This window comes from Methylocystis sp. WRRC1, assembly GCF_020733155.1.
GTDB lineage: Bacteria > Pseudomonadota > Alphaproteobacteria > Rhizobiales > Beijerinckiaceae > Methylocystis.
Map to the genome: position 1 here is coordinate 2,412,000 of NZ_JAJFZJ010000001.1, position 22,001 is coordinate 2,434,000.

Below are 22,001 nucleotides of genomic sequence, written 5' to 3' on the forward strand. Positions count from 1 at the left end.
GTGTATACGGTAAACAGCAAACCGGCCAGTCACGGGCCGCCGTTCACAGCCTGTCTACCTCCCCCGCGCATCCCACATCGGCCGGTCGGGCGCGCGAAGATCCAGCTCCCACGTGAAGCGGCTGAGCAGATTATAGCCCAGAATGAACGGCGTCTCCTTTCCCAGCGCCGCGCGCAGGGGGCCGAAGTCATAGGCGAGCGCATGGACGTCGCGCGCCACGCGCCCGTCGCCGAGATCGATCTCCCTGATCCGGTAGATTTTCGACGCAAATTTTTTCCCGCCCGCTTCGCTCGCCTTGCCCGCCGCCTTCTCCAGCGTGAACAGTTTTTTGTGCTTCCGGACAAAGGACTGATCGACGGCGCAAATCTCCGCGCCCGTGTCGAAGAGGCCCACGCTCGTCACATTGCCGACGCGAAGCTCGACGCCGACGAGGCGCCGGTCGGGGCCGAGCATGCGGAAGGGCCGCGCATGGCCGGTTGAAAGCGGCGCGCCGAAAAACACCATTTCGCGATGGTCGAAATCGAGCGTGAAGAGGGCGTTCTTGAAGAAATCCAGCCCTAGGAGATCGCCGCCGTCGCTCGTCGGGCAGCGCGTGACCTCATATTTCGCGCGCGCGATGTCGTTGCCCTGCACAGCCTTCAGCGCGACATTCCTCGCCTCGACGTCGTCGCAGCGGATCGTGAGCCCGGAGGCCCCCGTCGATTCGCTTGCGCCCATGGCCGGCAGGTCCTTGTTCCATGGCGCGAGCGCAATGCGGGTCGTGGAGGCGCCGGTGTCGAGGCGCATCGTCCCCATGACCTTGTCGAAGCGCATGGGCAGGTAGACGCGCCCGCCGCCGTAATCGCCTTGCGTCAGCGTCATCGAAACGACGGAGCGGCTCGTCTGAGCGCCGGCGCCGTGAGCGCCGACCGTCAGGATGAAAAGGAGGAGGGCCCGAAAAAATCTCATGCGCCATAACGCCCCTGAACGCTTGCTCAAATCAAGAGTCTTTCAGGGGCCGGAAGGCGCGTCAGTTCGGAATCTTGACCCGCGCCGCCTTGCGTTTGTTGTCTGCGATGGCCCGGTCGAGCTGGGCGCCTGACGCCTCCATTTCAGCGGCGGTTTTCTTGCGGCTCTGCGCTGGCGCGGGCGTCAGCGGGGCGTAGTCGAGTTCACCGGGCCGCGACTGGCGCACGAAATCGGCGGACGGCGGCGGCGGCGCGCGCAGGCCGGTGGCGTCGAAGATGCGTCCGATCATCGAGCCGCCGGTCGCGGGCGCCTCCTGCGCGGCGGCAGGGCCGGCGAGCAGGAGGGACAGAAGGAGAAGAGCATGACGGCGAAGGATCATGCCGCGCATCAGGACATGGAATTGCGGCGCCAGTGGGCCGCCGCTCACGCCCATCCGGCGACCTCCCGTTTCGCCAGCGTCTCGAGGAGCCGCATCCCCTCCTCGCTGTCGTTGAGACAGGGCAGGCGCGCGAATTTCTCGCCGCCCTTTTCGAGGAACAGGTCGCGGATCTCGACGCCGAGCTCCTCGATCGTTTCGAGACAATCCGCCGAGAATCCGGGGGCCACGATGGCGAGGCGCCGGACGCCCTGTTGCGCCAGCTCGCTCACCACGTCGCTCGTATAGGGCTGGATCCATTTCGCCGGCCCGAAGCGCGACTGGAAGGAGAGGCGCAGCCTGTCGGCCGGCATGTCCAGCGCCTCGCGCAAAAGCCCGAAGGTCGCCTCGCAATGGGCGCGATAGGGGTCGCCGCGATCCACCTGCGCCTGCGGCAGGCCATGGAAGGAGGCGAGCACCACCTCGGGCTCGAAGTCGAGCGCGGCGAGTTCGCGCCGCACATTCGCCGCCAGCGCCTCGATATAGGCGGGATCGTCGTAATAGGGCGCGCCCACGCGCAGCGCCGGCTGCTTGCGCATCCTGCGCAGCGCCGCGAAGGCGTCGTCGGCGACCGAGGCGCTGGTGGAGGCGGCGTATTGCGGATAAAGCGGTAGCAGCGCGATGCGCTCGCATCCCTGCGCCATGAGCTCGTCGATCTTCGAGGCTATCGACGGCGAGCCGTAACGCAGCGCGTAATCGACGATGACGGGCGCCTTTTCACCGAGCGCGCCGGCTCGCTCCCGCAGCTTTTCCGCCTGCAGGCGCGTGAATGTCTTCAGCGGGCCTTCGCCGTGTTCGTGATTCCAGATCGAGGCGTAGGCGTGCGCCGATTTCCTCGGCCGCGTGTTGAGAATGATCCCGTGCAGCACCGGCAGCCAAAGGATGCGCGGCAGGTCGACGACGCGCGGATCGGAGAGGAATTGCGCGAGGTAGCGGCGCACGGACGGAACATCCGGGGCGTCCGGCGTGCCGAGATTGACGATGAGCAGACCGACCGGCGATGCGGCGGCGGAAGAGGCTGGGGTCATATTTCGCCTGTTTTGCGAGAAGCTTCGCTCCGCCCCGGGGGCGAGAGCTTTGCGCCGACATATAATGCCTTCGCGCCGCGAAAAACACCGGCGAAGCGTCGCTCCCGCGCCCGGGTCACGCGCCCTGGCGGATCAGCCTTTCGAAGGCTTCGCGCTCCTCGTCCGCCATGTGGAAGGCGTGCTCCGGCGCCGGAAAGGCGCCGGCCCGCACGTCTTTCGCATAAAGACCCACGGCCTCGCGCAGCGCCGCGGCGACGGCTCCGTAGCGGCGATTGTGCTTGAAGTCCCGCGCCGTGATCCCGGCGAGATCGTTGACGACGAGCACCTGCCCGTCCGTCTCCGGCCCGGCGCCGATGCCGATGGTCGCGGCTTTCACCGCGCGGGTGATGCGCCCCGCGAGCTCCTGCGGCACCAGCTCCAGCACGAGAAATTTCTGCCCCGCGGCGTCGAGCGCGAGCGCGTCGGCGTAGAGCTTGCGGGCGGCCTCGGCCGTGCGGCCCTGCCGGCGCTTGACTTCCTGATGCTGCGATTCGAGCCCCAGATGGCAGCAGACGTCGAAGCCCGCGGCCGTGAGCGCGGCGACGACGTCCGCCTGCGCGCCCTCGAATTTCACGCAGTCGGCGCCGGCGTCGCGCAGGACGCGGGAACTCGCGAGAGCCTGTTCGGGGGTGTCGTAGGTCGCGTAGGGCAGATCGCCGATGATATACATGTCCGGCGCGCCGCGCCTGACGGCCGCGATGTGATGCGCCATGTCGGCGAGCGTCACCTCGCGCTCGTGGGAATAGCCGAGGATGTTCACCCCCACGCTGTCGCCGACGAGGATGACGTCGACGCCGGCCTCCGCCTCGATCCGCGCGGTCGGCGCGTCATAGGCGGTGACGACGACGATCTTCTCGCCTCGGCGCTTCATCTGTGCAAAACGATCGGCTACTGGCACGGGGCGGCTCCGGCGGCGCGCTCGAAAATCAGCGCGCGGAGGCGTCCCGGCAGGCGTTCGGCTGGCCCGGGACGCGAATATCCTGAATGCCGCCGCATTTGTCGCAGGCGGAGAGCGCCGCCGAGAGGCCGACGAGCGTCAGAGCGAGTGCCAATCTGCGTTTCATGCCGCTTCCTCTCGGGCGATTTGCGCGGCGAACATATCCGCGCGCGCCGCCGCCGACAAGGATGGCGGACCCGCGCCCTTGCATCCTGCCAAAACCCGCGTATAACCCCGCCATCGCGACGTTCCCGGCCGGGGGCTGAACGGAAGCGCCGGCTTGCCGGCGTGGGTTTCCCTTCTTCCCGTGTCTCCGCCTTCGAACTTTCCTTCTCGAGCCTTTCCCCGGGGAAACTTCCCCAGAAACGCTCGAAGGGCTTGGCGCCGGAGCGGCTCGCGGCAACGGAAAGGCGAAAAATCATGCCTCTTTACGAGCATGTCTATCTCGCCCGTCAGGACATTTCTCCCCAGCAGGTGGAGGCTCTGACCGGGCAGTTCAAGAACATCATCACGTCGCTCGGCGGCACGGTCGGCAAGACCGAATATTGGGGCGTGAAGTCGCTCGCCTATCGGATCAAGAAGAACCGCAAGGCGCATTTCACGCTGCTCAACATCGACGCCCCGCCGGCGGCCATCGCCGAGATGGAGCGCCAGCAGAGCATCAACGAAGACGTTCTGCGCGTCCTGACGCTGCGCGTCGAGGAGCTCGAGGAAGGTCCGTCGGCGCAGCTGCGCAAGCGCGACGACGACGACCGCGGCGAGCGCCGCGGCCCGCGCGGCGACCGTCCGGAGCGTCGCCCCCGTCGTGAGGAAGGCAGAGCCGAAGGAGAGGCAGAATGAGCACCGCGCCCCGTCGTCCCTTCTTCCGCCGCCGCAAGTCCTGCCCCTTCTCCGGCGCCAACGCGCCGAAGATCGACTACAAGGACACGCGCCTGCTGTCGCGCTACATCTCCGAGCGCGGCAAGATCGTCCCCTCGCGCATCACGGCCGTCTCGGCCAAGAAACAGCGCGAGCTGGCGCAGGCCATCAAGCGCGCCCGGTTTCTCGGGCTGCTGCCGTATGTGATCCGGTAAGAGATCCTTTGTTCGCGACTCGAGAACCGCGCTCCGAAAGGGGCGCGGTTTTTTTGTTGGATGGCATGCCCTGTGCTTTTCGATTTTAGGGTCTTTTAAAAGCCACGTTGCGCGCGCGCTTGAGTCCGCAATGCGCGAGGAGCAGACCCGTCGAGATCCATCAACTCACAAAAGGTCATCGCGTAGCTCTTTCAAGAAGCTTGGAATACGCCACCGGCTTTCGGACCCGGGTCGCGGCGTTCACGAGTTTACGTCCTGGCCGTCATCCTGCGCTTTTGTAAATCGGGTAATCGACAAGAATTTCATGGGCGTTCTTTTTGATGAGGGCGCTAAACTCATCCAAGGGTAGATCGTTTGTGTCAGTACCGAACGGATTCTCGATCTCTTCTGCTAACGTCTCAAGGCTTGCAAGAACATAAAACATGAAGCTCGTGATCAAAATTGTCCAATAACCAAACTCTGGCGCAAAAACGAATGGCATGCTGACGATGTAAAAGAAGACAAACTTCTTTATGAAAACATGATAGGAAAAGGGTATTGGCGTTTTTTTAATGCGCTCACATGCACCGCATATCTCCAAGAGCGCCGTCAGCTCGCCATTCAGGGTCAAGAACTGAACTTCGCTTATCAATCCCTGTCGATTAAGATCTGCGACGTCCATGAATAGCTGTTCTGCAGCGAGGCTCGGCGCATGGCCAACGGGGTATGGAATGTCACTTGCGTAGCCGCGGAGATGGTCTTTGAGCACGTCGGCAAAATTCGCTATATCGAAAGCGATCGTCGCTCTAAAGTGATCTCGTGCGTCCAGATACGAATGACACTTTAGTGCGATATTTCGAGATGTGTTGACGAGAGAGCCCCAAAGCCGCCGACCCTCCCACCATCGATCATAAGCGGTGTTGGTTCTGAACACGAGCAAAAGCGAGATAACGAACCCAAAGAGATTATGCACTGTCGCTGTATATTTCAGATACCCTGGCATTATTCCGGAGTTGAAATACACGACTAGTAACGCAAGCAGCGCAAAGATGGATATGTTTGGTAGGAGAGTCCTTAGAGTGTCTCCCTCGTGAAACTGGAAGATAAGCTTCCACCACGCTTTTGTATCGTACCTAAGCATGCTGCTCTCGTTAAGCCTTTCGCCGCCTAATCGCTTCCGGGTTGCGATCGTCTGTGTTGCTACGCAATGCCGCACCCAAATAAAAGGCCCATTGATAAAACGAAAATCGAATGGCGCTTCTGGAGCCCGGAGTTTGCACTGTAGCGACTATTTTTAGCACGGGCTTCAACCGGTCGCACCGTAGTCGGGAAGATCGCGTGTTACCCGGTTAGTGAACGGCTGCTTTGGGTCAACAACGGTCAACCAGAACGCGCCGGTCGGCGCGTCTTACCCCGCCCGCACCTGCGGGGCCGTCGCCTCGTGCACGCCGTCGAGCGGCGTCGTCGGCGTCGTGGGCTCGGTCATGAATTGCGCCGCCGCCAGCGTCGCGAAGCGCCCGCCCTTTTCGACGAGCGTCTCGAAGGAGCCGCTCTCGACGATCTCGCCCTGATCGAAGACGAGGATCACGTCCGCATTGCGCACCGTCGCCAGGCGATGGGCGATGACGAAGGTCGTGCGTCCCTTGGTCGCCGCCTCCAGCGCCTTCTGGATCAGCCGCTCGGTCGTGGCGTCGAGCGCCGAGGTCGCCTCGTCGAAGACCATGATCGGCGGGTCCTTCAGCAGCGCGCGGGCGATGGAGAGGCGCTGGCGCTCGCCGCCCGAGAGCGATCGGCCGCGCTCGCCCACGCGCGTCTCGCGTCCGTCGCTCTGGCGCGAGACGAATTCCGTCGCCTGCGCCAGCTGCAGCGCGCGGGCGACTTCCTCATCCGTCGCGTCCGGATTGCCGATGCGCAGGTTTTCCTCGATCGTGCGAGCGAAGAGCATGGGCTCCTGAAACACCACGCCGATGTTGCGCCGAAGCGAGACGAGCGTGAAGTCGCGGATGTCGACGCCGTCGATCTTCACCGCGCCCTCGTCTGGATCGAAGACGCGGTGCAGCAGGCCGAGCGTCGTCGATTTGCCGGAGCCCGTGGAGCCGACGAGCGCGATGGTCTGGCCGGGCTTGGCCGAGAAGCTCACATCGCGCACCGCCTGCCGGCGCCCGTCATAGGAGAAGGCGACGTTCTCGAAGGAGACGACGCCCTTGAGCCGGCCGGCGTCCCGCGCGCCGGGCCGATCGGCGACGGCGGGCTTGGTGTCGAGCACGTCGAAGAAGTCCTTTATCTTCGCCGACTGCTGGAACAGCACATTGACGAAGCCCACGACCTGCTCGAGACGGCCGATGAGCATGGTCGCGAAATTCATGAAGGTGACGATCTCGCCGATCGTGGCGAGGCCGTGCAGGTGCAGATAGGTTCCGAGCAGGAAGATCGCGAGAATGGTCAGCGTCGCCGAGGCGCGGCTCGCGACCACGACCAGCGCCCACCACGACAACACGGGAATCTGCGCCGCGAGCACGTCGTCGATGATGCGGTTGAGCGCCTGCGACTCGCTTTCGATCCGCGTGAAGCTCTGCACGACCGGAATATTGCCGAGCGTGTCGGAGGCGTGTTCGGCCAGCGAGGAGTTGTAGCGCTCGACCAGCCCCTGCAGATGCTCGGTGCGCCTGAGCACGAAGCTGGTCGCGAAATAGAAGACGGCGACGAGAACCATCAGCAGCGCGCCGAGGCGCCAGTTCACCAGCAGCGTTGCTGGCAAAAGGATGAAAAGCGCGACGAAGGAGGCGCAGTTCTCGCGGAAGAAGGACAGCCAGAGGCCGAACATTGCGGCGCCGCCGTCGAGCATCGTCTTCAGCAGCCGGCCCGAATGCACATTGGTGTGGAAGGTCAGCGGCAGGTTCAGCACATGGTCGAAATAATCCGACATCACCGCGAGTCGGCGGCGATGCGCCAGCCGGTCGGCGTTGAGGCCGACGAGGATCGCGCCGCCGATGGAGAAGATGCCGAAAGCGGCCCAGGCGGCGACGAGCGGCAGAAGGTCTCCCCAGGTCAGCGTCTCGCCCGGCGCCTGCGCGCGGGTCATGCGGTCGATGATGCGGCCGAAGAGCAGCGGCTCGGCGAATTGCGCGACGGCGAGCGCCAGATTGGCGACCACGAGGATCATCACAAGCCGCGCCTGCGGCCGCAACAGGCCGAGGACGCGGGCGTAGATGGAAAGAACCGACATCGAAAAGCCCGCAATATGCCCCGTCAGGCGCTCTACAGGGGCGAACGCCCCCGCGCAAGGCCCGGACGCCGCTTGCGGGCCATCGGCGACGACAGCCCCGCGCAGGCTTGACCGGATACCGTCGCCCCGCGCGGGAAGCGTCGAGAGGCCGCTAGAATGGTGGGATCCCCGGTGACGTATGTCAGGTCATTTCTGGAGCGGATGCGCAGCCTGTTCGCGGCTCCGGCCGACCCGCACGCCGCCGAGCGATTGCAGGAGGAGCAACTCGCGGCTGTGTGGCGAAACACCCCCGGAATGATGGCGGCGAATCTCTGCAACGCGCTTGTGCTGCTCGCCGCGCTCTGGGACACGCCGATGGCGGGCGCGGCGACGCTCTGGGCGAGCGCGCTGATCGCCGTCGTCGGCTACATTTACCTGCGCGCGCGGCGGCGCGCCTGCAAGCGTCTGACGACATCGAGGCTGTCCCGCGTCTCGCGGCGCGCCGTCTTCAACGCCCTCCTTCTGGGCGCGCTCTGGGCGGCTGTCCCCGCCCTGTTTTTCATCGACGCGGACAGCGGCGGCCGGCTCATGGTCGTCTCGCTCACCGCCGGGATGCTTTTCGGCGGCGCCTTCGCCCTTGCGACCGCTCCGCTCGCGGCGCTGGCCTTCATAAGCCCGATCGTGATTGCTTCCGAGGCGACGTTTCTGCGCGGCGGCGATCCCGACCACATGCGCATCGCCATCGTGCTGGCGATCTACGTGGCCGTCCTGCTGCGCACGGTCTTCGTCGACGCGGAAAACCTAAGGAAGCGCGTGCTGACGCATATGGACGCCGAGCAGCAGGCCAGGACGGACGCTCTGACCGGCCTTCCGAATCGCCTGGGCTTCACCGACGCCATCGAACGCGAATTCGCGCGCATGTCGCGCACCGGGGCGGGATTCCTGCTGCTTTGCGTCGACCTCGACAATTTCAAGACGATCAACGACCGGCTCGGCCATCCGGCGGGCGACGAGCTGCTGGTCGCGGCGGCGGAGCGCATGCGCGCCTGCCTGCGGGGCTATGACGTCGTCGCGCGTCTCGGCGGCGACGAATTCGCCATCATCGCAAATGGCGTCGACGGTCGGGAAAACGCCGTCGCCCTGGCGGAGCGGATAATTCTCTGTTTCGACGATTCATTCCTCATCGAGGGCCGCGAGATCTACGGGGCGGCGAGCGTCGGCGGCGCGCTCGCGCCGATCAACGGCGCCGATCAGCGCGAACTGGTCAAAAGCGCCGACATCGCGCTCTATCAGGCGAAGCAGCGCGGTGGCTGCTGGCGGCTGTTCGAATCGAACCACGACATGGAATCGCGCGAATCCCGCGCGCTGGAGCTCGATTTGCGGCGCACGATCAGCCTGCGGCAGCTTGCGCTGGTGTTTCAGCCGATCATCAATGTCGCGACAGGCAAGATCGTCGGATGCGAGGCCTTGCTGCGCTGGAACCACCCCACGCGAGGGCAGGTCGCGCCGTCCCTGTTCATTCCGCTCGCGGAAAAGACCGGGTTCATTGACGAGATCGGGCTATGGGTCATAGAGGAAGCCTGCGCCGCGGCGGCGCATTTCCCGCCCGATTTTCGCGTGGCGATCAATATTTCCCCTTTGCAGCTGCGCCGGCAGGAGTTTCCCGATTGCGTGTTCGAGGCTCTGACGCGCACGCAGGCGGAGCCGAGCAGAATCGAGATTGAAATCACGGAGACAGCGCTTCTCGCCGATGACGAGGTTTCGGACGCCGCGATCAGGAAATTGTCGGGCGCCGGGCTGAGCATCTCGCTCGACGATTTCGGGGCCGGCTATTCGTCGCTCAACTATCTGCGCAAACTGCCGCTGCACAGGGTCAAGATCGACCGCAGCTTCGTGGGCGACGTGCTCACGAAAAAGGATTGCGCGGCCATCGTCACGGGCGTGACGCGCATGGCCGCGGACCTCGACATGAGGATCGTCGCCGAAGGCGTCGAAACGCTCGCGCAATTGCAATGGCTGCGAAATGTGGGCTGCAGCGAGGCGCAGGGCTATCTCATCAGCCGGCCGCTGCCGCGCCAGGAGTTTCTCGCCTTTCTCGCCGCCTGGCGGCCCGACCGGCTGGAGCCGGCGTCCGCCGCGGGCGGAATGCTGCCCTGATCTATTCTTCCTCGCCGAAGCGGTTGGCGACGAGCGCCTCCAGCGCGTCGAGCGCTTCCTTCGCCTGCGGGCCGGCGGCGGTCACGGTGATCGTCGAGCCCTTGCCGGCGCCAAGCGTCAGAATGCCCATGATCGAGCTGCCGCCGACCGTCTCGCCTTCTTTGGAGACGGTGATCTCCGCGTCGAATTTTTCGCAACACTGCACGAATTTGGCCGTTGCGCGGGCGTGCAGGCCCTTCTTGTTGATGATCGGAAGATCGCGAGACAGGGCGCTTTGCGCAGCCGGCTCCTGCGTGTCGGGCATGAGATCCGTCATTTCGAATTGAGAACCTTGCTGGCGATATAAACATATTTGCGGCCGGCGTCCTGCGCCGCCAGAACGGCCTGCTCCAGCGGAGCCGTGTCGCGCACCGAGGCGAGCTTGATGAGCATCGGCAGGTTCACCCCGGCGAGCACTTCCACCTTGCCGCCGTTCATGACCGAGATCGCGAGATTCGACGGGGTCCCGCCGAACATGTCGGTCAGCAGCACCACGCCGTCGCCGCTGTCGGATTCGCGAATGGCCTCGATGATGTCGCGCCGGCGGCGCTCCATGTCGTCCTCGGGGCCGATGGAGATCGCGACGAGCTGCTCCTGGGGGCCCACGACATGTTCGAGCGCGGCGCGAAACTCCGTGGCGAGGTGGCCATGGGTCACCAGGACCATTCCGATCATTCGACCCTACCACTCATGAAGACGTCTCGAGCTGCGCAGATGCCTTGGTGACGGATGATATCTTATGCCCGCGGCGGCGGTTCGTCGCCCGCGGCAGCATATACAAGCAAAACCGTCGCGCCACTTCTCATTTCGCCAGGCGCCGGACAGGGGCGACATTTTGTGCAACGCGGCGAAATTCGCAAGTAAAAAGAACATTGGCGTATTATTTTATCGTAACTGATTGAATAAAATTGAAAATCTGTGCGACTGCGGCGTCGCCGCCGCCCGCGAGGCGCCGTCGCGGCAGGGTAAGGCCGAGCAGTTTCGCGCATTTCTCGTCCTCCTCCGGATAGCGTTCCGGCGGCCTTTCGGCTTCGCAGAGGTCAACGACCGCATGAATGACGCAAGCGGGCTCATGCGGGATCTCGAGCAGCCCTTCGCCGCGCGCCTCGATCAATCCGCGAATTGCGGGATGCGGCCGGGCGATCAATCGTCCCCCCAGCGCCTCGATTGCAACGCGGTCGTCGCCGACGAGACGGGCGAAATCGCCGCGCGCCTGCGCCTGCGCGATCAGCGCGAGGGTGAGCGCGCTTTTCCCCGCGCCGGAGGGGCCGCGCAGCAACAGTCCGCGCTCTCCGATGACAAGGGCGTTGGCGTGGATGTGGACGCTCGCCGGCGAGCCGCTCATCGCGCCGCCGGCAGCCAGACCACGAATCGCGCGCCGAGCACGACGTCGTCGGGCTCCGGCTCGTCCGTGCCCTGCGGATGCCGGCGCGTGCGGTTGAGCGCGCGGATGCGCCCGCCATGCGCCTCGATGATCTGGCGCGAGATGGAGAGGCCGAGGCCGGAGTTCTGCCCGAAGCCCGCCTCCGGGCGGTCGGTGTAGAAACGCTCGAAGACGCGATCGAAAGCGCCTTCGGGAATCCCCGGCCCGTCGTCGTCGACGATGATCTCATAGCCCTCGAGCTGGACGCCGCCGGGGCCCTTGGCGCGTTCCGGCCACAGCAGCACGCGCACGCTGCCGCCGGGCGTGGAGAAGGAGCGGGCGTTGTCGATGAGATTGTTGAAGACCTGGCCGAGCCGCGAATCATGGCCGAGCACGCGCCATCGCCTGCGCGGGGGCTCCGCCGGCGAGGGACGCATCGTCAATTCGATTTTCACCCCGTCGCCGCGATCGACGGCGCGGGCGACGTCGACGACGGTGAGCAGAGCGGCGGAGAGATCGACGTGATCCATGTCGGCGCGGGCGAGCTCGGCGTCGAGACGCGAGACGTCGGAAATATCGCTGATCAGGCGGTCGAGCCGGCCGACGTCGTGCTTGATGATGGCGAGCAGGCGGTCGCGCGCGGAGTCGGTCTTCGCAATAGGCAATGTCTCGACCGCGCTGCGCAGCGACGTCAGCGGATTCTTGAGCTCATGGGCGACGTCGGCGGCGAAGTGCTCGATCGCCTCGATGCGGTTGTAAAGCGCGGTCGTCATGTCGCGCAACGCGCCGGAGAGATGGCCGATTTCGTCCTGACGGTCGGAGAAATCGGGAATTTCCTGACGCGACTTGGCGCCGCGGCGCACGCGCTCGGCCGCCTCGGCGAGGCGGCGCATCGGCTCGGTGATGGTGTTGGTGAAGAAGAGCGACAGCAGCAGCATCACGCCGGCGGAAACGAGAAAGATGCGGATGATGCCCCAGCGCTCGGTGGCGATGATCGCGTCGATGTCGCCGCCCATCGTCGAGAGCAGCAGCGCGCCGCGCACGGAGCGGAAACGCTGCACGGGCACAGCCACGGAGATGATGGTCTCGCCCTTTTCATTCGCGCGAACCACCGAATGGGCGTGGCCCTCGAGCGCGCTGCCGACTTCGGGATAGGTCTTGCCGTTGCCCATGCCGATGTCTTCGTAGAGCGGCAGTTCCGGACGGCGAACGAGCCGGCGCAGGAAATCGAGGGAGCGCTGAAGGAAGGACGAGGCGTCCAGCGTCGTCGGCTGTCCGCCCGACGGCGGCAGCTCGAAGCGCAGGATGTTCGAGCGACCCGTGACAGAGCGCGAATCGAGCAGCAGGTAGCCGTCGCGGTCATAAATGCGCGCGCGCAGCCGCGTCGGCGAGACGAGACGACGCAGCAGAGGGCCGACGCGCTCGGGATTGAGCGAAAATTCGAGCGACGGCTGGCCCTCGCTCGCGCTGGCGCTTTCGCCCGGCGCGAGCTTCAGGAGCTTCTCGGGGTCGATGGTGATGGCGTCGGTGTCGACCGTCGCGGACGCGGCGATGGCGGCCGCGATGATCTCGCCCTGCGTCTGCAGGCTCTGCACGCGGGCGTCGATCAGGCCCTCGCGGAACTGGTTGAGATAGAGAAACCCGCCCAGCAGCGCGACGAGCCCGCCGAGATTGAGCACGACGATGCGCCGCGTGAGCGAGGAGGACAGGTGCGATTGAACGAGGCGCGACAGGCGCTTCAGCCGCAGGGAGAGCGCGCGCCCCGTCCGCGCCGGACGCGGTTGGGCGACGCGTTCGCTTTGGGCGGGACCGCTTTCTCGCGCCCGAGCCTCGTCCGGGCGTTTCTCCACGTCGGCGATGTCGCCGCTGCCGTCGGATGCGCTCATAGCTCGCGTTACCCCTCGCGGGGACGATGGTGACATGGGCCGGCGCTACATTTCCTTGAAGCGGTATCCGACGCCGTAAAGCGTTTCAATCATCTCGAAATCGGGATCGACGACCTTGAACTTCTTGCGCAGCCGCTTGATGTGGCTGTCGATGGTGCGGTCGTCGACATAGACCTGATCGTCATAGGCCGCGTCCATCAGGGCGTTGCGGCTCTTCACCACGCCCGGCCGCTGCGCGAGCGACTGCAGGATCAGGAATTCCGTGACGGTCAGCACGACGGGATCGCCGCGCCAGGTGCAGGTGTGGCGCTCGGGGTCCATCACCAGCAGCCCGCGCTCCAGCACCTTCGCTTCGGTCTCTTTCTGCGCGGCGGCTTCCTTGGGATTGGCGCGGCGCAGGATCGCCTTCACGCGCTCGACGAGGAGCCGCTGCGAGAAGGGCTTATGGATGAAATCGTCCGCGCCCATCTTGAGCCCGAACAATTCGTCGATCTCCTCGTCCTTGGAGGTGAGGAAAATCACCGGAATGTCGGATTTCTGGCGCAGGCGGCGCAGGAGCTCCATTCCGTCCATGCGCGGCATCTTGATGTCGAAGATCGCGAGGTCGGGCGGATTGGCGCGCAGGCCGTCCAGCGCCTGGGCGCCGTCGGTGTAGGTTTGAACGCGATACCCCTCTCCCTCGAGCGCGATGGACACTGAGGTCAGGATGTTGCGATCGTCGTCGACGAGAGCGATGGTCGGCATGATCACCCTTTGTTGTTGGCGGCGACAGGCTGCGTCATGTAACGCGTCGGGGCGCTTTCCAGCGCCGGCTGAAACACCCGGTCCTACGCCAGGGGCGGCGCTACGCCGGTCGAGTCTCTCGCCCGGCGACCCGCGGGCGGCTCTCGGCGTCGACAAAGTCCGGGCCTATCACGGCCGAAATGTGGCAGACGATTGAAACTGCAACCGTCGGCGACGCACAAAGGAAGTTGCGGCGGCTGCGCCGACTTCCTCTTTTACTTATATACTCTTTTATCTCATAACGCACCCTGCTCACGTTCTGGCAAGAAAAAACAGGCGAAATCATGACGATAGGCAATCGGGGCGCAGGCCTCGCGCCGATCCCGAGGGATCCCCGGCAGGATCCCGACTTCGATCCGGCCGCCGAATCCCGGCGTCTGTTGCGCGCCATCCGCGTCGCCACGCTCGCGACGCTGACGGACGCCGGCGCGCCTTTCGCGACGCTCACGACCATCGCGACCGACTACGACGGAGCGCCGATTCTGCTGCTCTCGAAGCTTGCGCGCCACACGGGCTATCTCGAACGCGACGCGCGCTGTTCGCTGCTGCTGGCGCAGGGTGGACGCGGCGATCCGATGGCCCATCCGCGCCTTACGCTCAACGCGATCGCCGCGCCCACGAAGGACCCGCTCGTCCGCGGCCGGTACCTGCGCCGGAATCCGAAGGCCAGCCTCTACGCCGACTTCGCGGATTTCGGTTTCTGGCGGGCCGAGATCGACGCCGTTCACCTCAACGGCGGATTCGCCCGCGCAGCAGGTTTCGGCCCCGAGCATATTCTTTCGGACGTCAGCGGCGCGCAGGCGCTGATCGACGGGGAGGCGCGACTTGTCGATGAGATGAACGCGGACCAGGCAAGCGCGCTGGCGTTATGCGCGGAGAAGCTCGACCGGGCGAACCCCGGAAACTGGCGCGCCAGCGGAATCGACCCCGACGGCCTTGATCTCGTCAGCGGCGATGAAACGGCGCGGCTGACGTTTCCGCGGGCGGTTTCCACGCCGCAGGAGGCGCGCGAGGCCCTGTCGGAGCTCGCCCGCCTCGCCGGGGAAGCCTAGGCGGTCGCGAGGAAGGTCGCGATCTCGTCTTTCAGCGACAGGCGCTTCTTCTTGAGATCCTCGATCGTGGCGTCGTCGGCCGGCTCTACATTGGTCTCCATGCGATGAATGGAGCGGTTGAGCGTATGATATTCCTCGGCGATGCGGGCGAAATGCGCATTGCTGGTCTTCAGCGTATGGATCGCCTGGGCCTTCTCCGGAAATTCTTCATGCAGCTCATGCGCGACGTGGCTCATTTAGTTGTCTCCAGAACCTTCTTCATGTTGTGGCTTGTTTGCGACGGCGGCCGGAGGTCGTCGTCAGCTGCGCTATTCTAGCCTTGTCCGTCGCGGGAGAGAAAGGCCGCGAACGTCTTTGTCGTGCGGCCTTCCGTCGCGCGTTCTCCCGACGATGGAACAATTGCAAAGAAATTGTTTCGTGACGATCGAATCTCCGCTTGACGTCGCGGCGCCTCGCGATTAGGTTCCGCCCACTTTCGACAGGCCGTAAGTTCACGCCGTCGGCGAGCGCCTCGTTCGCGACCTTTCGAACTTAAACGCTGTCGCCTTGCCTGTGACCGCCAAGTTACGCCGGCTGCAAAACCGGTTTGGTAATCATCCCGTCGCCTAGCGGCGTCGGACAGGAAGGCACGATCCCGGTTCGCCGGGGTCCTCTGCGTCAGGAGCGCCTTGGCTTCGCGGCCATCGGCGCTTCGCTCGTTTGCGCCTCCACACGGACGCGCAGCCGGGTCATCCACGAAATCCGCCATTCGCTCGAAGCGAAGGACACTTGTTAATGCCGACGATCAGCCAGTTGATCCGCAAGCCGCGGCACCCGAAGACCTACCGCGAGAAGGCCCGCCATCTCGGCGCGTGCCCTCAGAAGCGCGGCGTGTGCACGCGCGTCTATACGACGACCCCGAAGAAGCCGAACTCCGCGCTTCGCAAGGTCGCCAAGGTGCGTTTGACGAACGGCTTCGAGGTCATCGGCTACATCCCCGGCGAAGGCCATAACCTTCAGGAGCACTCCGTGGTCATGATCCGCGGCGGCCGCGTGAAGGATCTTCCGGGCGTTCGCTATCACATTCTGCGCGGCGTGCTCGACACGCAGGGCGTCAAGGACCGCAAGCAACGCCGTTCGAAATACGGCGCGAAGCGTCCGAAGTAAGGAGACCTTCCGATGTCGAGACGTCACCGGGCGGAAAAGCGCGAAGTCATCGAGGACGCCAAGTATGGCGACATCGTTCTCGCGAAATTCATGAACTCGATCATGTACGACGGCAAGAAGTCGACCGCCGAACAGATCGTCTATGGCGCGCTGGACCAGGTCGAGGCGAAGGCCAAGAGCGACCCGCTCGCGGTCTTCAGGCAGGCGCTCGACAATGTCGCGCCGGCGATCGAGGTTCGTTCCCGTCGCGTCGGCGGCGCCACCTATCAGGTGCCGGTCGAAGTGCGCAACGAGCGCCGTCAGGCCCTGGCGATCCGCTGGATCATCACGGCCGCGCGGGCCCGCAACGACAAGACCATGGTCGACCGTCTGTCGGCCGAGTTGCTCGACGCGTCGAACAACCGCGGCGCCGCCGTGAAGAAGCGCGAAGACACCCATCGCATGGCGGAAGCCAACCGCGCCTTCTCCCACTATCGCTGGTAAGGCGTCGCAGAAGATCTCATCGAGGACAGTGTAATGGCCCGCTCGCATCCGATCGAGGACTACCGCAACTTCGGCATCATGGCGCATATCGACGCCGGAAAGACGACGACGACGGAGCGCATCCTCTATTACTCCGGCAAGAGCCACAAGATCGGCGAGGTGCACGAAGGCGCCGCGACGATGGACTGGATGGAGCAGGAGCAGGAGCGCGGCATCACGATCACTTCCGCCGCGACGACGACCTTCTGGAACGGCAAGCGTCTGAACATCATCGACACGCCCGGCCACGTCGACTTCACCATTGAAGTCGAGCGCTCGCTGCGCGTCCTCGACGGCGCGGTTTGCGTTCTCGACGGCAACCAGGGCGTCGAGCCGCAGACGGAAACCGTCTGGCGCCAGGCCGACAAATACAAGGTTCCGCGCATCGTCTTCGTCAACAAGATGGACAAGATCGGCGCCGACTTCTTCCGCTGCGTGTCCGACATCAGCACGCGCGTCGGCGGCCGTCCGGTCTGCGTCCAGCTGCCGATCGGCGCCGAGAACAATTTCAAGGGCGTCATCGACCTCATCCGCATGAAGGCGGTCGTCTGGGAAGACGAAGGCCTCGGCGCGAAATATCACGACGAAGAGATTCCGGCGGACCTTCTGGACAAGGCCAAGGAATATCGCACGGCGCTCATCGAGGCCGCTGTCGAGCTCGACGACGACGCCATGGCCGCCTATCTCGATGGCGCGGAGCCGGACGAAGCGACGTTGAAGTCCCTCATCCGCAAGGCTGTGCGCGGCATCGTGTTCCATCCGGTCTTCTGCGGCTCGGCCTTCAAGAACAAGGGCGTCCAGCCGCTGCTCGACGCGGTCGTCGACTTCCTGCCGTCGCCGATCGATCGCGAGGCGATCAAAGGCGTCGACATGGACTCGGGCGAGGAGATGGTTCGCAACCCGTCCGACGCCGAGCCCTTCTCCATGCTCGCCTTCAAGATCATGGACGACCCCTTCGTCGGCACCATTACCTTTGCGCGCGTCTATTCGGGCAAGATCGAGTCGGGCACGACCGTTCTCAACTCCACGAAGGACAAGAAAGAGCGCATCGGCCGCATGCTGCTGATGCACGCCAATAACCGCGAGGACATCAAGGAAGCCTATGCGGGCGACATCGTCGCGCTCGCCGGCCTCAAGGAGACCCGCACCGGCGACACGCTCTGCGACATGCAGAAGCCGGTCATCCTGGAGCGCATGGAGTTCCCGGAGCCGGTTATCGAGATCGCCATCGAGCCGAAGTCGAAGGCCGATCAGGAGAAGCTCGGCATCGCGCTGCAGAAACTCGCCGCCGAGGATCCGTCCTTCCGCGTCTCGACCGATCAGGAAAGCGGCCAGACCATCCTCAAGGGCATGGGCGAACTGCATCTCGACATCAAGGTCGACATTCTCAAGCGCACCTACAAGGTCGACGCGAACATCGGCGCTCCGCAGGTCGCCTATCGCGAGCGTCTCAGCAAGCGCGCCGAGATTGACTACACGCACAAGAAACAGACCGGCGGCACGGGCCAGTTCGCTCGCGTCAAGATCGTCTTCGAGCCGAACGAGGCGGGCGCAGGCAATCAGTTCGAGAGCCAGATCGTCGGCGGCGCGGTGCCGAAGGAATATATCCCCGGCGTGCAGAAGGGCATCGACTCCGTGATGACCTCGGGCATTCTCGCGGGCTTCCCGGTCGTCGACATGAAGGCGACGCTGATCGACGGCGCCTTCCACGACGTCGACTCGTCGGTTCTGGCCTTCGAAATCGCCTCGCGCGCCGCGACCCGCGAGGCGCTGCAGAAGGGCGGCTCCGTGCTGCTCGAGCCGATCATGAAGGTCGAGGTGGTGACGCCGGAGGAATACACCGGCACGGTCATCGGCGATCTCAATTCGCGTCGTGGCCAGATCCAGGGCCAGGACATGCGCGCGAACGCCGTGGTGATCAACGCCATGGTGCCGCTCGCCAACATGTTCGGCTACGTCAACAATCTGCGCTCCGGCACGCAGGGACGCGCCAGCTACACGATGCTTTTCGATCACTACGAACAGGTGCCCGAGGCGGAGTCGAAGAAGGTTCAGGCGAAATACGCCTGATCTCGCGAACGCTACGGGTAAACGGAACTCTCTAAAGGAGCACGGCAATGGCCAAGGAAAAATTCTCGCGCACGAAGCCGCACTGCAACATCGGGACGATTGGACACGTCGACCATGGCAAGACGTCGTTGACGGCGGCGATCACGAAGGTTCTTGCGGAGACGGGCGGCGCGACATTTACGGCCTACGACCAGATCGACAAGGCTCCGGAAGAGAAGGCTCGCGGCATCACGATTTCGACGGCGCATGTCGAATATGAGACGCAGAACCGCCATTACGCGCACGTCGACTGCCCCGGCCACGCCGACTATGTGAAGAACATGATCACCGGCGCGGCGCAGATGGACGGCGCAATTCTTGTGGTTTCGGCGGCCGACGGCCCGATGCCGCAGACGCGCGAGCACATCCTTCTGGCCCGCCAGGTGGGCGTGCCGGCATTGGTGGTGTTCCTGAACAAGGTCGACATGGTCGACGATCCGGAGCTTCTGGAGCTCGTCGAGCTCGAGGTCCGCGAGCTTCTGTCGAAGTATGACTTCCCCGGCGACGACATTCCGATCGTGAAGGGCTCGGCGCTGTGCGCTCTGGAGTCGAAGAACCCGGAGATCGGCCACGACGCGATCCTGAAGCTGATGCAGGAAGTCGATCGCTACATTCCGCAGCCGGAGCGTCCGAAGGATCAGCCGTTCCTGATGCCGGTCGAGGACGTGTTCTCGATTTCGGGCCGCGGCACGGTTGTGACGGGCCGTATCGAGCGCGGCGTGATCAAGGTCGGCGAGGAAGTGGAGATCGTCGGCATCCGTCCGACGGTGAAGTCGACGGTGACGGGCGTTGAGATGTTCCGCAAGCTGCTCGATCAGGGCGAGGCTGGCGACAACGTGGGCTGCCTGCTGCGCGGCACGAAGCGCGAGGACGTTGAGCGCGGCCAGGTGCTGTGCAAGCCGGGCTCGGTCAAGCCGCATACGAAATTCAAGGCCGAGGCCTACATCCTGACGAAGGAAGAGGGGGGCCGTCATACGCCGTTCTTCACGAACTATCGTCCGCAGTTCTACTTCCGCACGACGGACGTGACGGGCATCGTGACGCTTCCCGAGGGCGTCGAGATGGTCATGCCGGGCGACAATGTGACGATGGAAGTCGCGCTGATCGTTCCGATCGCGATGGAAGAGAAGTTGCGCTTCGCCATCCGCGAAGGCGGCCGCACCGTCGGCGCCGGCGTCGTGGCCAGCATCATCGAGTAACAAGGCGAATTGGACCGCGGGTCGTTACGGCTCGCTCTTGTGAACGAGGCCGCGCGCGCAAAGGCGCGCGGCGCATGAAAGCGGGCGTGAGCCGCTCGCGGTCCCAAAGGACGGAACAATGAACGGTCAAAACATCCGGATTCGCCTGAAGGCGTTCGATCACCGGATTCTCGACACGTCGACGAAGGAAATCGTCTCGACGGCCAAGCGCACCGGCGCCCAGGTCCGCGGTCCGATTCCGCTGCCGACCAAGATCGAGAAGTTCACGGTGAACCGTTCGCCCCATATCGACAAGAAGTCGCGCGAGCAGTTCGAGATCAGGACGCACAAGCGTGTGCTCGACATCGTCGACCCCACGCCTCAGACGGTGGACGCGCTGATGAAGCTCGATCTCGCCGCGGGCGTCGACGTCGAGATCAAGCTCTAAGGATAGATTGGGCGGCGTCAGCAGACTGCCGCCTCGCGAAGGAAATTGAACATGCGGTCGGGCGTCATCGCGCAAAAGGTCGGAATGACCCGCGTCTTCACAGAGGCGGGCGAGCATGTGCCGGTCACGGTCCTGAAGCTGGACGGCTGCCAAGTCGTCGCGCAGCGGACCAAGGAGAAGAACGGCTACACCGCCGTTCAGCTCGGCATCGGCCGCGCCAAGGTGAAGAATGTCTCCAAGGCCGAGCGCACGCGCTTCGCCGCGGCGAAAGTCGAGCCGAAGATGAAGCTCGCCGAGTTCCGTGTGAACGAGGAAGAGCTGCTGCCGGTCGGCGCTGAGATCACCGCTGATCACTTCGTCGTCGGCCAGTTCGTCGACGTGACGGGCACCACGACCGGCAAGGGCTTCGCCGGCCCGATGAAGCGTTGGGGCTTCGGCGGTCTGCGCGCCTCGCATGGCGTCTCGATCTCGCATCGTTCGCATGGTTCGACCGGCGGCCGTCAGGATCCCGGCAAGACCTTCAAGAACAAGAAAATGGCCGGCCACATGGGCGTCGAGCGCGTGACCACGCAGAATCTGCGCGTCGTGCAGACCGACGTCGAACGCGGTCTGGTGCTGGTTGAAGGCGCCGTTCCGGGCACCGCCGGCGGATGGATTTTCGTGCGCGACGCCGTGAAGCGCGCGCTGCCGAAGGACGCGCCGCAGCCGGGCAAGTTCCGCGTCAGCGGACAGGCCGAGGCCGCCCCTGCGCAAGAAGAAAAGAAGGAGGACTGAGCCGTGAAGATCGACGTCACGTCGTTCGACGGCCAGGCGGCCGGTTCGATCGAACTTTCCGATGACGTGTTCGGCCTCGAGCCGCGCACCGATCTCATCTTCCGGATGATCCGCTGGCAGCTCGCCAAGCGGCGCGCCGGCACCCACGCGGTCAAGAACCGCGCAGACATCGCCCGCACCGGCAAGAAGATGTACAAGCAGAAGGGCACGGGCGGCGCCCGTCACGGCTCCGGCCGCGCACCGCAGTTCCGCGGCGGCGGACGCGCCTTCGGCCCGCAGGTCCGCAGCCATGAGCACGACCTGCCGAAGAAGGTGCGGCAGCTCGCGCTGAAGCACGCTCTGTCGGCGAAGGCGAAGGACGGCGGCATCATCGTCTGGGAGAAGGCGGAACTCGCCGAGCCGAAGACGAAGATTCTCGCCGGCGGCTTCGCCAAGTCGGGCCTCAACAACGCGATCATCATCGTCGGCGGCGCGCCGCAGGCGAATTTCGCGCTCGCCGCCCGCAACATCCCGCAGATCGACGTTCTGCCGGTCGAGGGCGTCAATGTTTACGACATCATCCGTCGCGAGAAGCTGGTCCTGACCCGCGCCGCGGTGGACGCGCTGGAGGCGCGCCTGAAATGAGCAAGGACGTGCGCCATTACGACGTGATCGTCGCCCCGGTCATCACCGAGAAGGCGACGCTCGCCTCGGAGAACAACAAGGTGGTCTTCAAGGTTGCGAAGACCGCGACCAAGCCGCAGATCAAGGCGGCCGTCGAGGGCCTCTTCGACGTGAAGGTCGAGTCCGTCAACACGCTTGTCCGCAAGGGCAAGGTGAAGGCGTTCCGCGGTGTCCGCGGCCAGCAGAGCGACGTCAAGAAGGCCGTCGTGACGCTGGCCGAGGGTCACAAGATCGACGTGACGACCGGACTGTAAGAG

The 22,001-nt window shown here is 64.6% G+C and carries 25 protein-coding genes; 12 read left to right on the forward strand and 13 right to left on the reverse strand.

Going from position 1 to position 22,001, the window contains the following annotated elements:
• Positions 1-54 precede the first annotated feature (54 nt).
• The 5 genes from LG047_RS11610 to LG047_RS11630 all read right to left on the reverse strand — a co-directional run bounded on the left by LG047_RS11610 (position 55) and on the right by LG047_RS11630 (position 3,494).
• Positions 55-948, reverse strand: coding sequence for a retropepsin-like aspartic protease (locus LG047_RS11610; protein ID WP_227966834.1), 894 nt, complete (start codon positions 946-948; stop codon positions 55-57).
• Positions 949-1,009: 61 nt separating this feature from the next.
• Entirely contained in the window at positions 1,010-1,381 is a 372-nt protein-coding gene (locus tag LG047_RS11615; protein ID WP_227966835.1) for a hypothetical protein, read from the reverse strand.
• Positions 1,372-2,391, reverse strand: coding sequence for a ferrochelatase (gene hemH, locus LG047_RS11620; protein ID WP_227966837.1), 1,020 nt, complete (start codon positions 2,389-2,391; stop codon positions 1,372-1,374). The genes LG047_RS11615 and hemH overlap by 10 nt, the downstream gene beginning before the upstream one ends.
• Positions 2,392-2,506: 115 nt before the next feature.
• A complete protein-coding gene (gene panB, locus LG047_RS11625; protein ID WP_227968483.1) occupies positions 2,507-3,301 on the reverse strand; it encodes a 3-methyl-2-oxobutanoate hydroxymethyltransferase in 795 nt (264 codons plus the stop codon).
• Between the two features lie 55 nt (positions 3,302-3,356).
• Positions 3,357-3,494, reverse strand: a complete 138-nt coding sequence (locus tag LG047_RS11630; protein WP_192815607.1) for a hypothetical protein — start codon at positions 3,492-3,494, stop codon at positions 3,357-3,359.
• Between the two features lie 293 nt (positions 3,495-3,787).
• On the opposite strand from LG047_RS11630, the gene rpsF reads away from it, so the two are divergent.
• Together rpsF and rpsR are read left to right on the forward strand one after the other, a co-directional pair.
• Positions 3,788-4,207: a 30S ribosomal protein S6 gene (rpsF, locus tag LG047_RS11635; RefSeq protein ID WP_036288632.1), complete on the forward strand. Its 420-nt coding sequence runs from the start codon at positions 3,788-3,790 to the stop codon at positions 4,205-4,207.
• Positions 4,204-4,440, forward strand: coding sequence for a 30S ribosomal protein S18 (rpsR, locus tag LG047_RS11640; RefSeq protein WP_016917696.1), 237 nt, complete (start codon positions 4,204-4,206; stop codon positions 4,438-4,440). Before rpsF ends, rpsR begins: the two co-directional genes overlap by 4 nt.
• A gap of 262 nt (positions 4,441-4,702) precedes the next feature.
• On the opposite strand, the gene LG047_RS11645 is transcribed toward rpsR, so the two are convergent.
• Positions 4,703-5,560: a bestrophin family protein gene (locus LG047_RS11645; RefSeq protein ID WP_227966838.1), complete on the reverse strand. Its 858-nt coding sequence runs from the start codon at positions 5,558-5,560 to the stop codon at positions 4,703-4,705.
• A gap of 267 nt (positions 5,561-5,827) precedes the next feature.
• Entirely contained in the window at positions 5,828-7,645 is a 1,818-nt protein-coding gene (locus tag LG047_RS11650; RefSeq protein ID WP_227966839.1) for a glucan ABC transporter ATP-binding protein/ permease, read from the reverse strand.
• A gap of 156 nt (positions 7,646-7,801) precedes the next feature.
• Here LG047_RS11650 and LG047_RS11655 point away from each other — a divergent pair, with 156 nt between their 5' ends.
• Positions 7,802-9,781 carry a bifunctional diguanylate cyclase/phosphodiesterase gene (locus LG047_RS11655; RefSeq protein WP_227966840.1) on the forward strand — a complete coding sequence of 660 codons (1,980 nt, stop codon included), beginning with the start codon at positions 7,802-7,804 and terminating at the stop codon, positions 9,779-9,781.
• A gap of 1 nt (position 9,782) precedes the next feature.
• On the opposite strand, the gene LG047_RS11660 is transcribed toward LG047_RS11655, so the two are convergent.
• From LG047_RS11660 to LG047_RS11680, 5 genes are all read right to left on the reverse strand, one after another.
• Positions 9,783-10,097 (reverse strand): HPr family phosphocarrier protein, encoded by a 315-nt coding sequence (locus tag LG047_RS11660; protein WP_036284973.1) that lies wholly within the window; start codon positions 10,095-10,097, stop codon positions 9,783-9,785.
• Entirely contained in the window at positions 10,094-10,495 is a 402-nt protein-coding gene (locus LG047_RS11665) for a PTS sugar transporter subunit IIA (protein ID WP_036284976.1), read from the reverse strand. Before LG047_RS11665 ends, LG047_RS11660 begins: the two co-directional genes overlap by 4 nt.
• A gap of 205 nt (positions 10,496-10,700) precedes the next feature.
• The gene (locus LG047_RS11670; RefSeq protein ID WP_227966842.1) at positions 10,701-11,165 is read right to left on the reverse strand and encodes an HPr kinase/phosphorylase; all 465 of its coding nucleotides are present in this window, start codon (positions 11,163-11,165) and stop codon (positions 10,701-10,703) included.
• Positions 11,162-13,069: a stimulus-sensing domain-containing protein gene (locus tag LG047_RS11675; RefSeq protein ID WP_227966845.1), complete on the reverse strand. Its 1,908-nt coding sequence runs from the start codon at positions 13,067-13,069 to the stop codon at positions 11,162-11,164. The genes LG047_RS11670 and LG047_RS11675 overlap by 4 nt, the downstream gene beginning before the upstream one ends.
• Positions 13,070-13,114: 45 nt before the next feature.
• Positions 13,115-13,813 carry a response regulator transcription factor gene (locus LG047_RS11680; protein WP_036284982.1) on the reverse strand — a complete coding sequence of 233 codons (699 nt, stop codon included), beginning with the start codon at positions 13,811-13,813 and terminating at the stop codon, positions 13,115-13,117.
• Between the two features lie 323 nt (positions 13,814-14,136).
• On the opposite strand from LG047_RS11680, the gene LG047_RS11685 reads away from it, so the two are divergent.
• On the forward strand, positions 14,137-14,904 hold the full coding sequence (locus tag LG047_RS11685) for a HugZ family protein (RefSeq protein ID WP_227966846.1): 768 nt from the start codon (positions 14,137-14,139) through the stop codon (positions 14,902-14,904).
• Here the strand turns inward: LG047_RS11685 and LG047_RS11690 are convergent.
• On the reverse strand, positions 14,901-15,140 hold the full coding sequence (locus LG047_RS11690) for a YdcH family protein (protein ID WP_036284984.1): 240 nt from the start codon (positions 15,138-15,140) through the stop codon (positions 14,901-14,903). The genes LG047_RS11685 and LG047_RS11690 overlap by 4 nt on opposite strands.
• A 538-nt stretch (positions 15,141-15,678) precedes the next feature.
• Here LG047_RS11690 and rpsL point away from each other — a divergent pair.
• From rpsL to LG047_RS11730, 8 genes are all read left to right on the forward strand, one after another.
• Positions 15,679-16,050, forward strand: coding sequence for a 30S ribosomal protein S12 (rpsL, locus tag LG047_RS11695; RefSeq protein ID WP_026015930.1), 372 nt, complete (start codon positions 15,679-15,681; stop codon positions 16,048-16,050).
• A 12-nt stretch (positions 16,051-16,062) separates the two neighbouring features.
• A complete protein-coding gene (gene rpsG, locus LG047_RS11700; protein ID WP_036284989.1) occupies positions 16,063-16,533 on the forward strand; it encodes a 30S ribosomal protein S7 in 471 nt (156 codons plus the stop codon).
• 33 nt (positions 16,534-16,566) lie between these two features.
• Entirely contained in the window at positions 16,567-18,642 is a 2,076-nt protein-coding gene (gene fusA, locus LG047_RS11705) for an elongation factor G (RefSeq protein WP_227966847.1), read from the forward strand.
• A gap of 47 nt (positions 18,643-18,689) precedes the next feature.
• Positions 18,690-19,880: an elongation factor Tu gene (gene tuf / locus LG047_RS11710; RefSeq protein WP_036281236.1), complete on the forward strand. Its 1,191-nt coding sequence runs from the start codon at positions 18,690-18,692 to the stop codon at positions 19,878-19,880.
• 118 nt (positions 19,881-19,998) lie between these two features.
• Positions 19,999-20,307: a 30S ribosomal protein S10 gene (rpsJ, locus tag LG047_RS11715; RefSeq protein ID WP_003613511.1), complete on the forward strand. Its 309-nt coding sequence runs from the start codon at positions 19,999-20,001 to the stop codon at positions 20,305-20,307.
• Between the two features lie 51 nt (positions 20,308-20,358).
• Positions 20,359-21,081, forward strand: a complete 723-nt coding sequence (gene rplC, locus LG047_RS11720) for a 50S ribosomal protein L3 (RefSeq protein ID WP_227966848.1) — start codon at positions 20,359-20,361, stop codon at positions 21,079-21,081.
• A 3-nt stretch (positions 21,082-21,084) separates the two neighbouring features.
• Complete coding sequence (gene rplD / locus LG047_RS11725; RefSeq protein WP_036285001.1) at positions 21,085-21,705, forward strand: 50S ribosomal protein L4; 621 nt, start codon at positions 21,085-21,087, stop codon at positions 21,703-21,705.
• Positions 21,702-21,998: a 50S ribosomal protein L23 gene (locus tag LG047_RS11730; protein WP_036285005.1), complete on the forward strand. Its 297-nt coding sequence runs from the start codon at positions 21,702-21,704 to the stop codon at positions 21,996-21,998. Before rplD ends, LG047_RS11730 begins: the two co-directional genes overlap by 4 nt.
• The last annotated feature ends 3 nt before the right edge of the window (positions 21,999-22,001 follow it).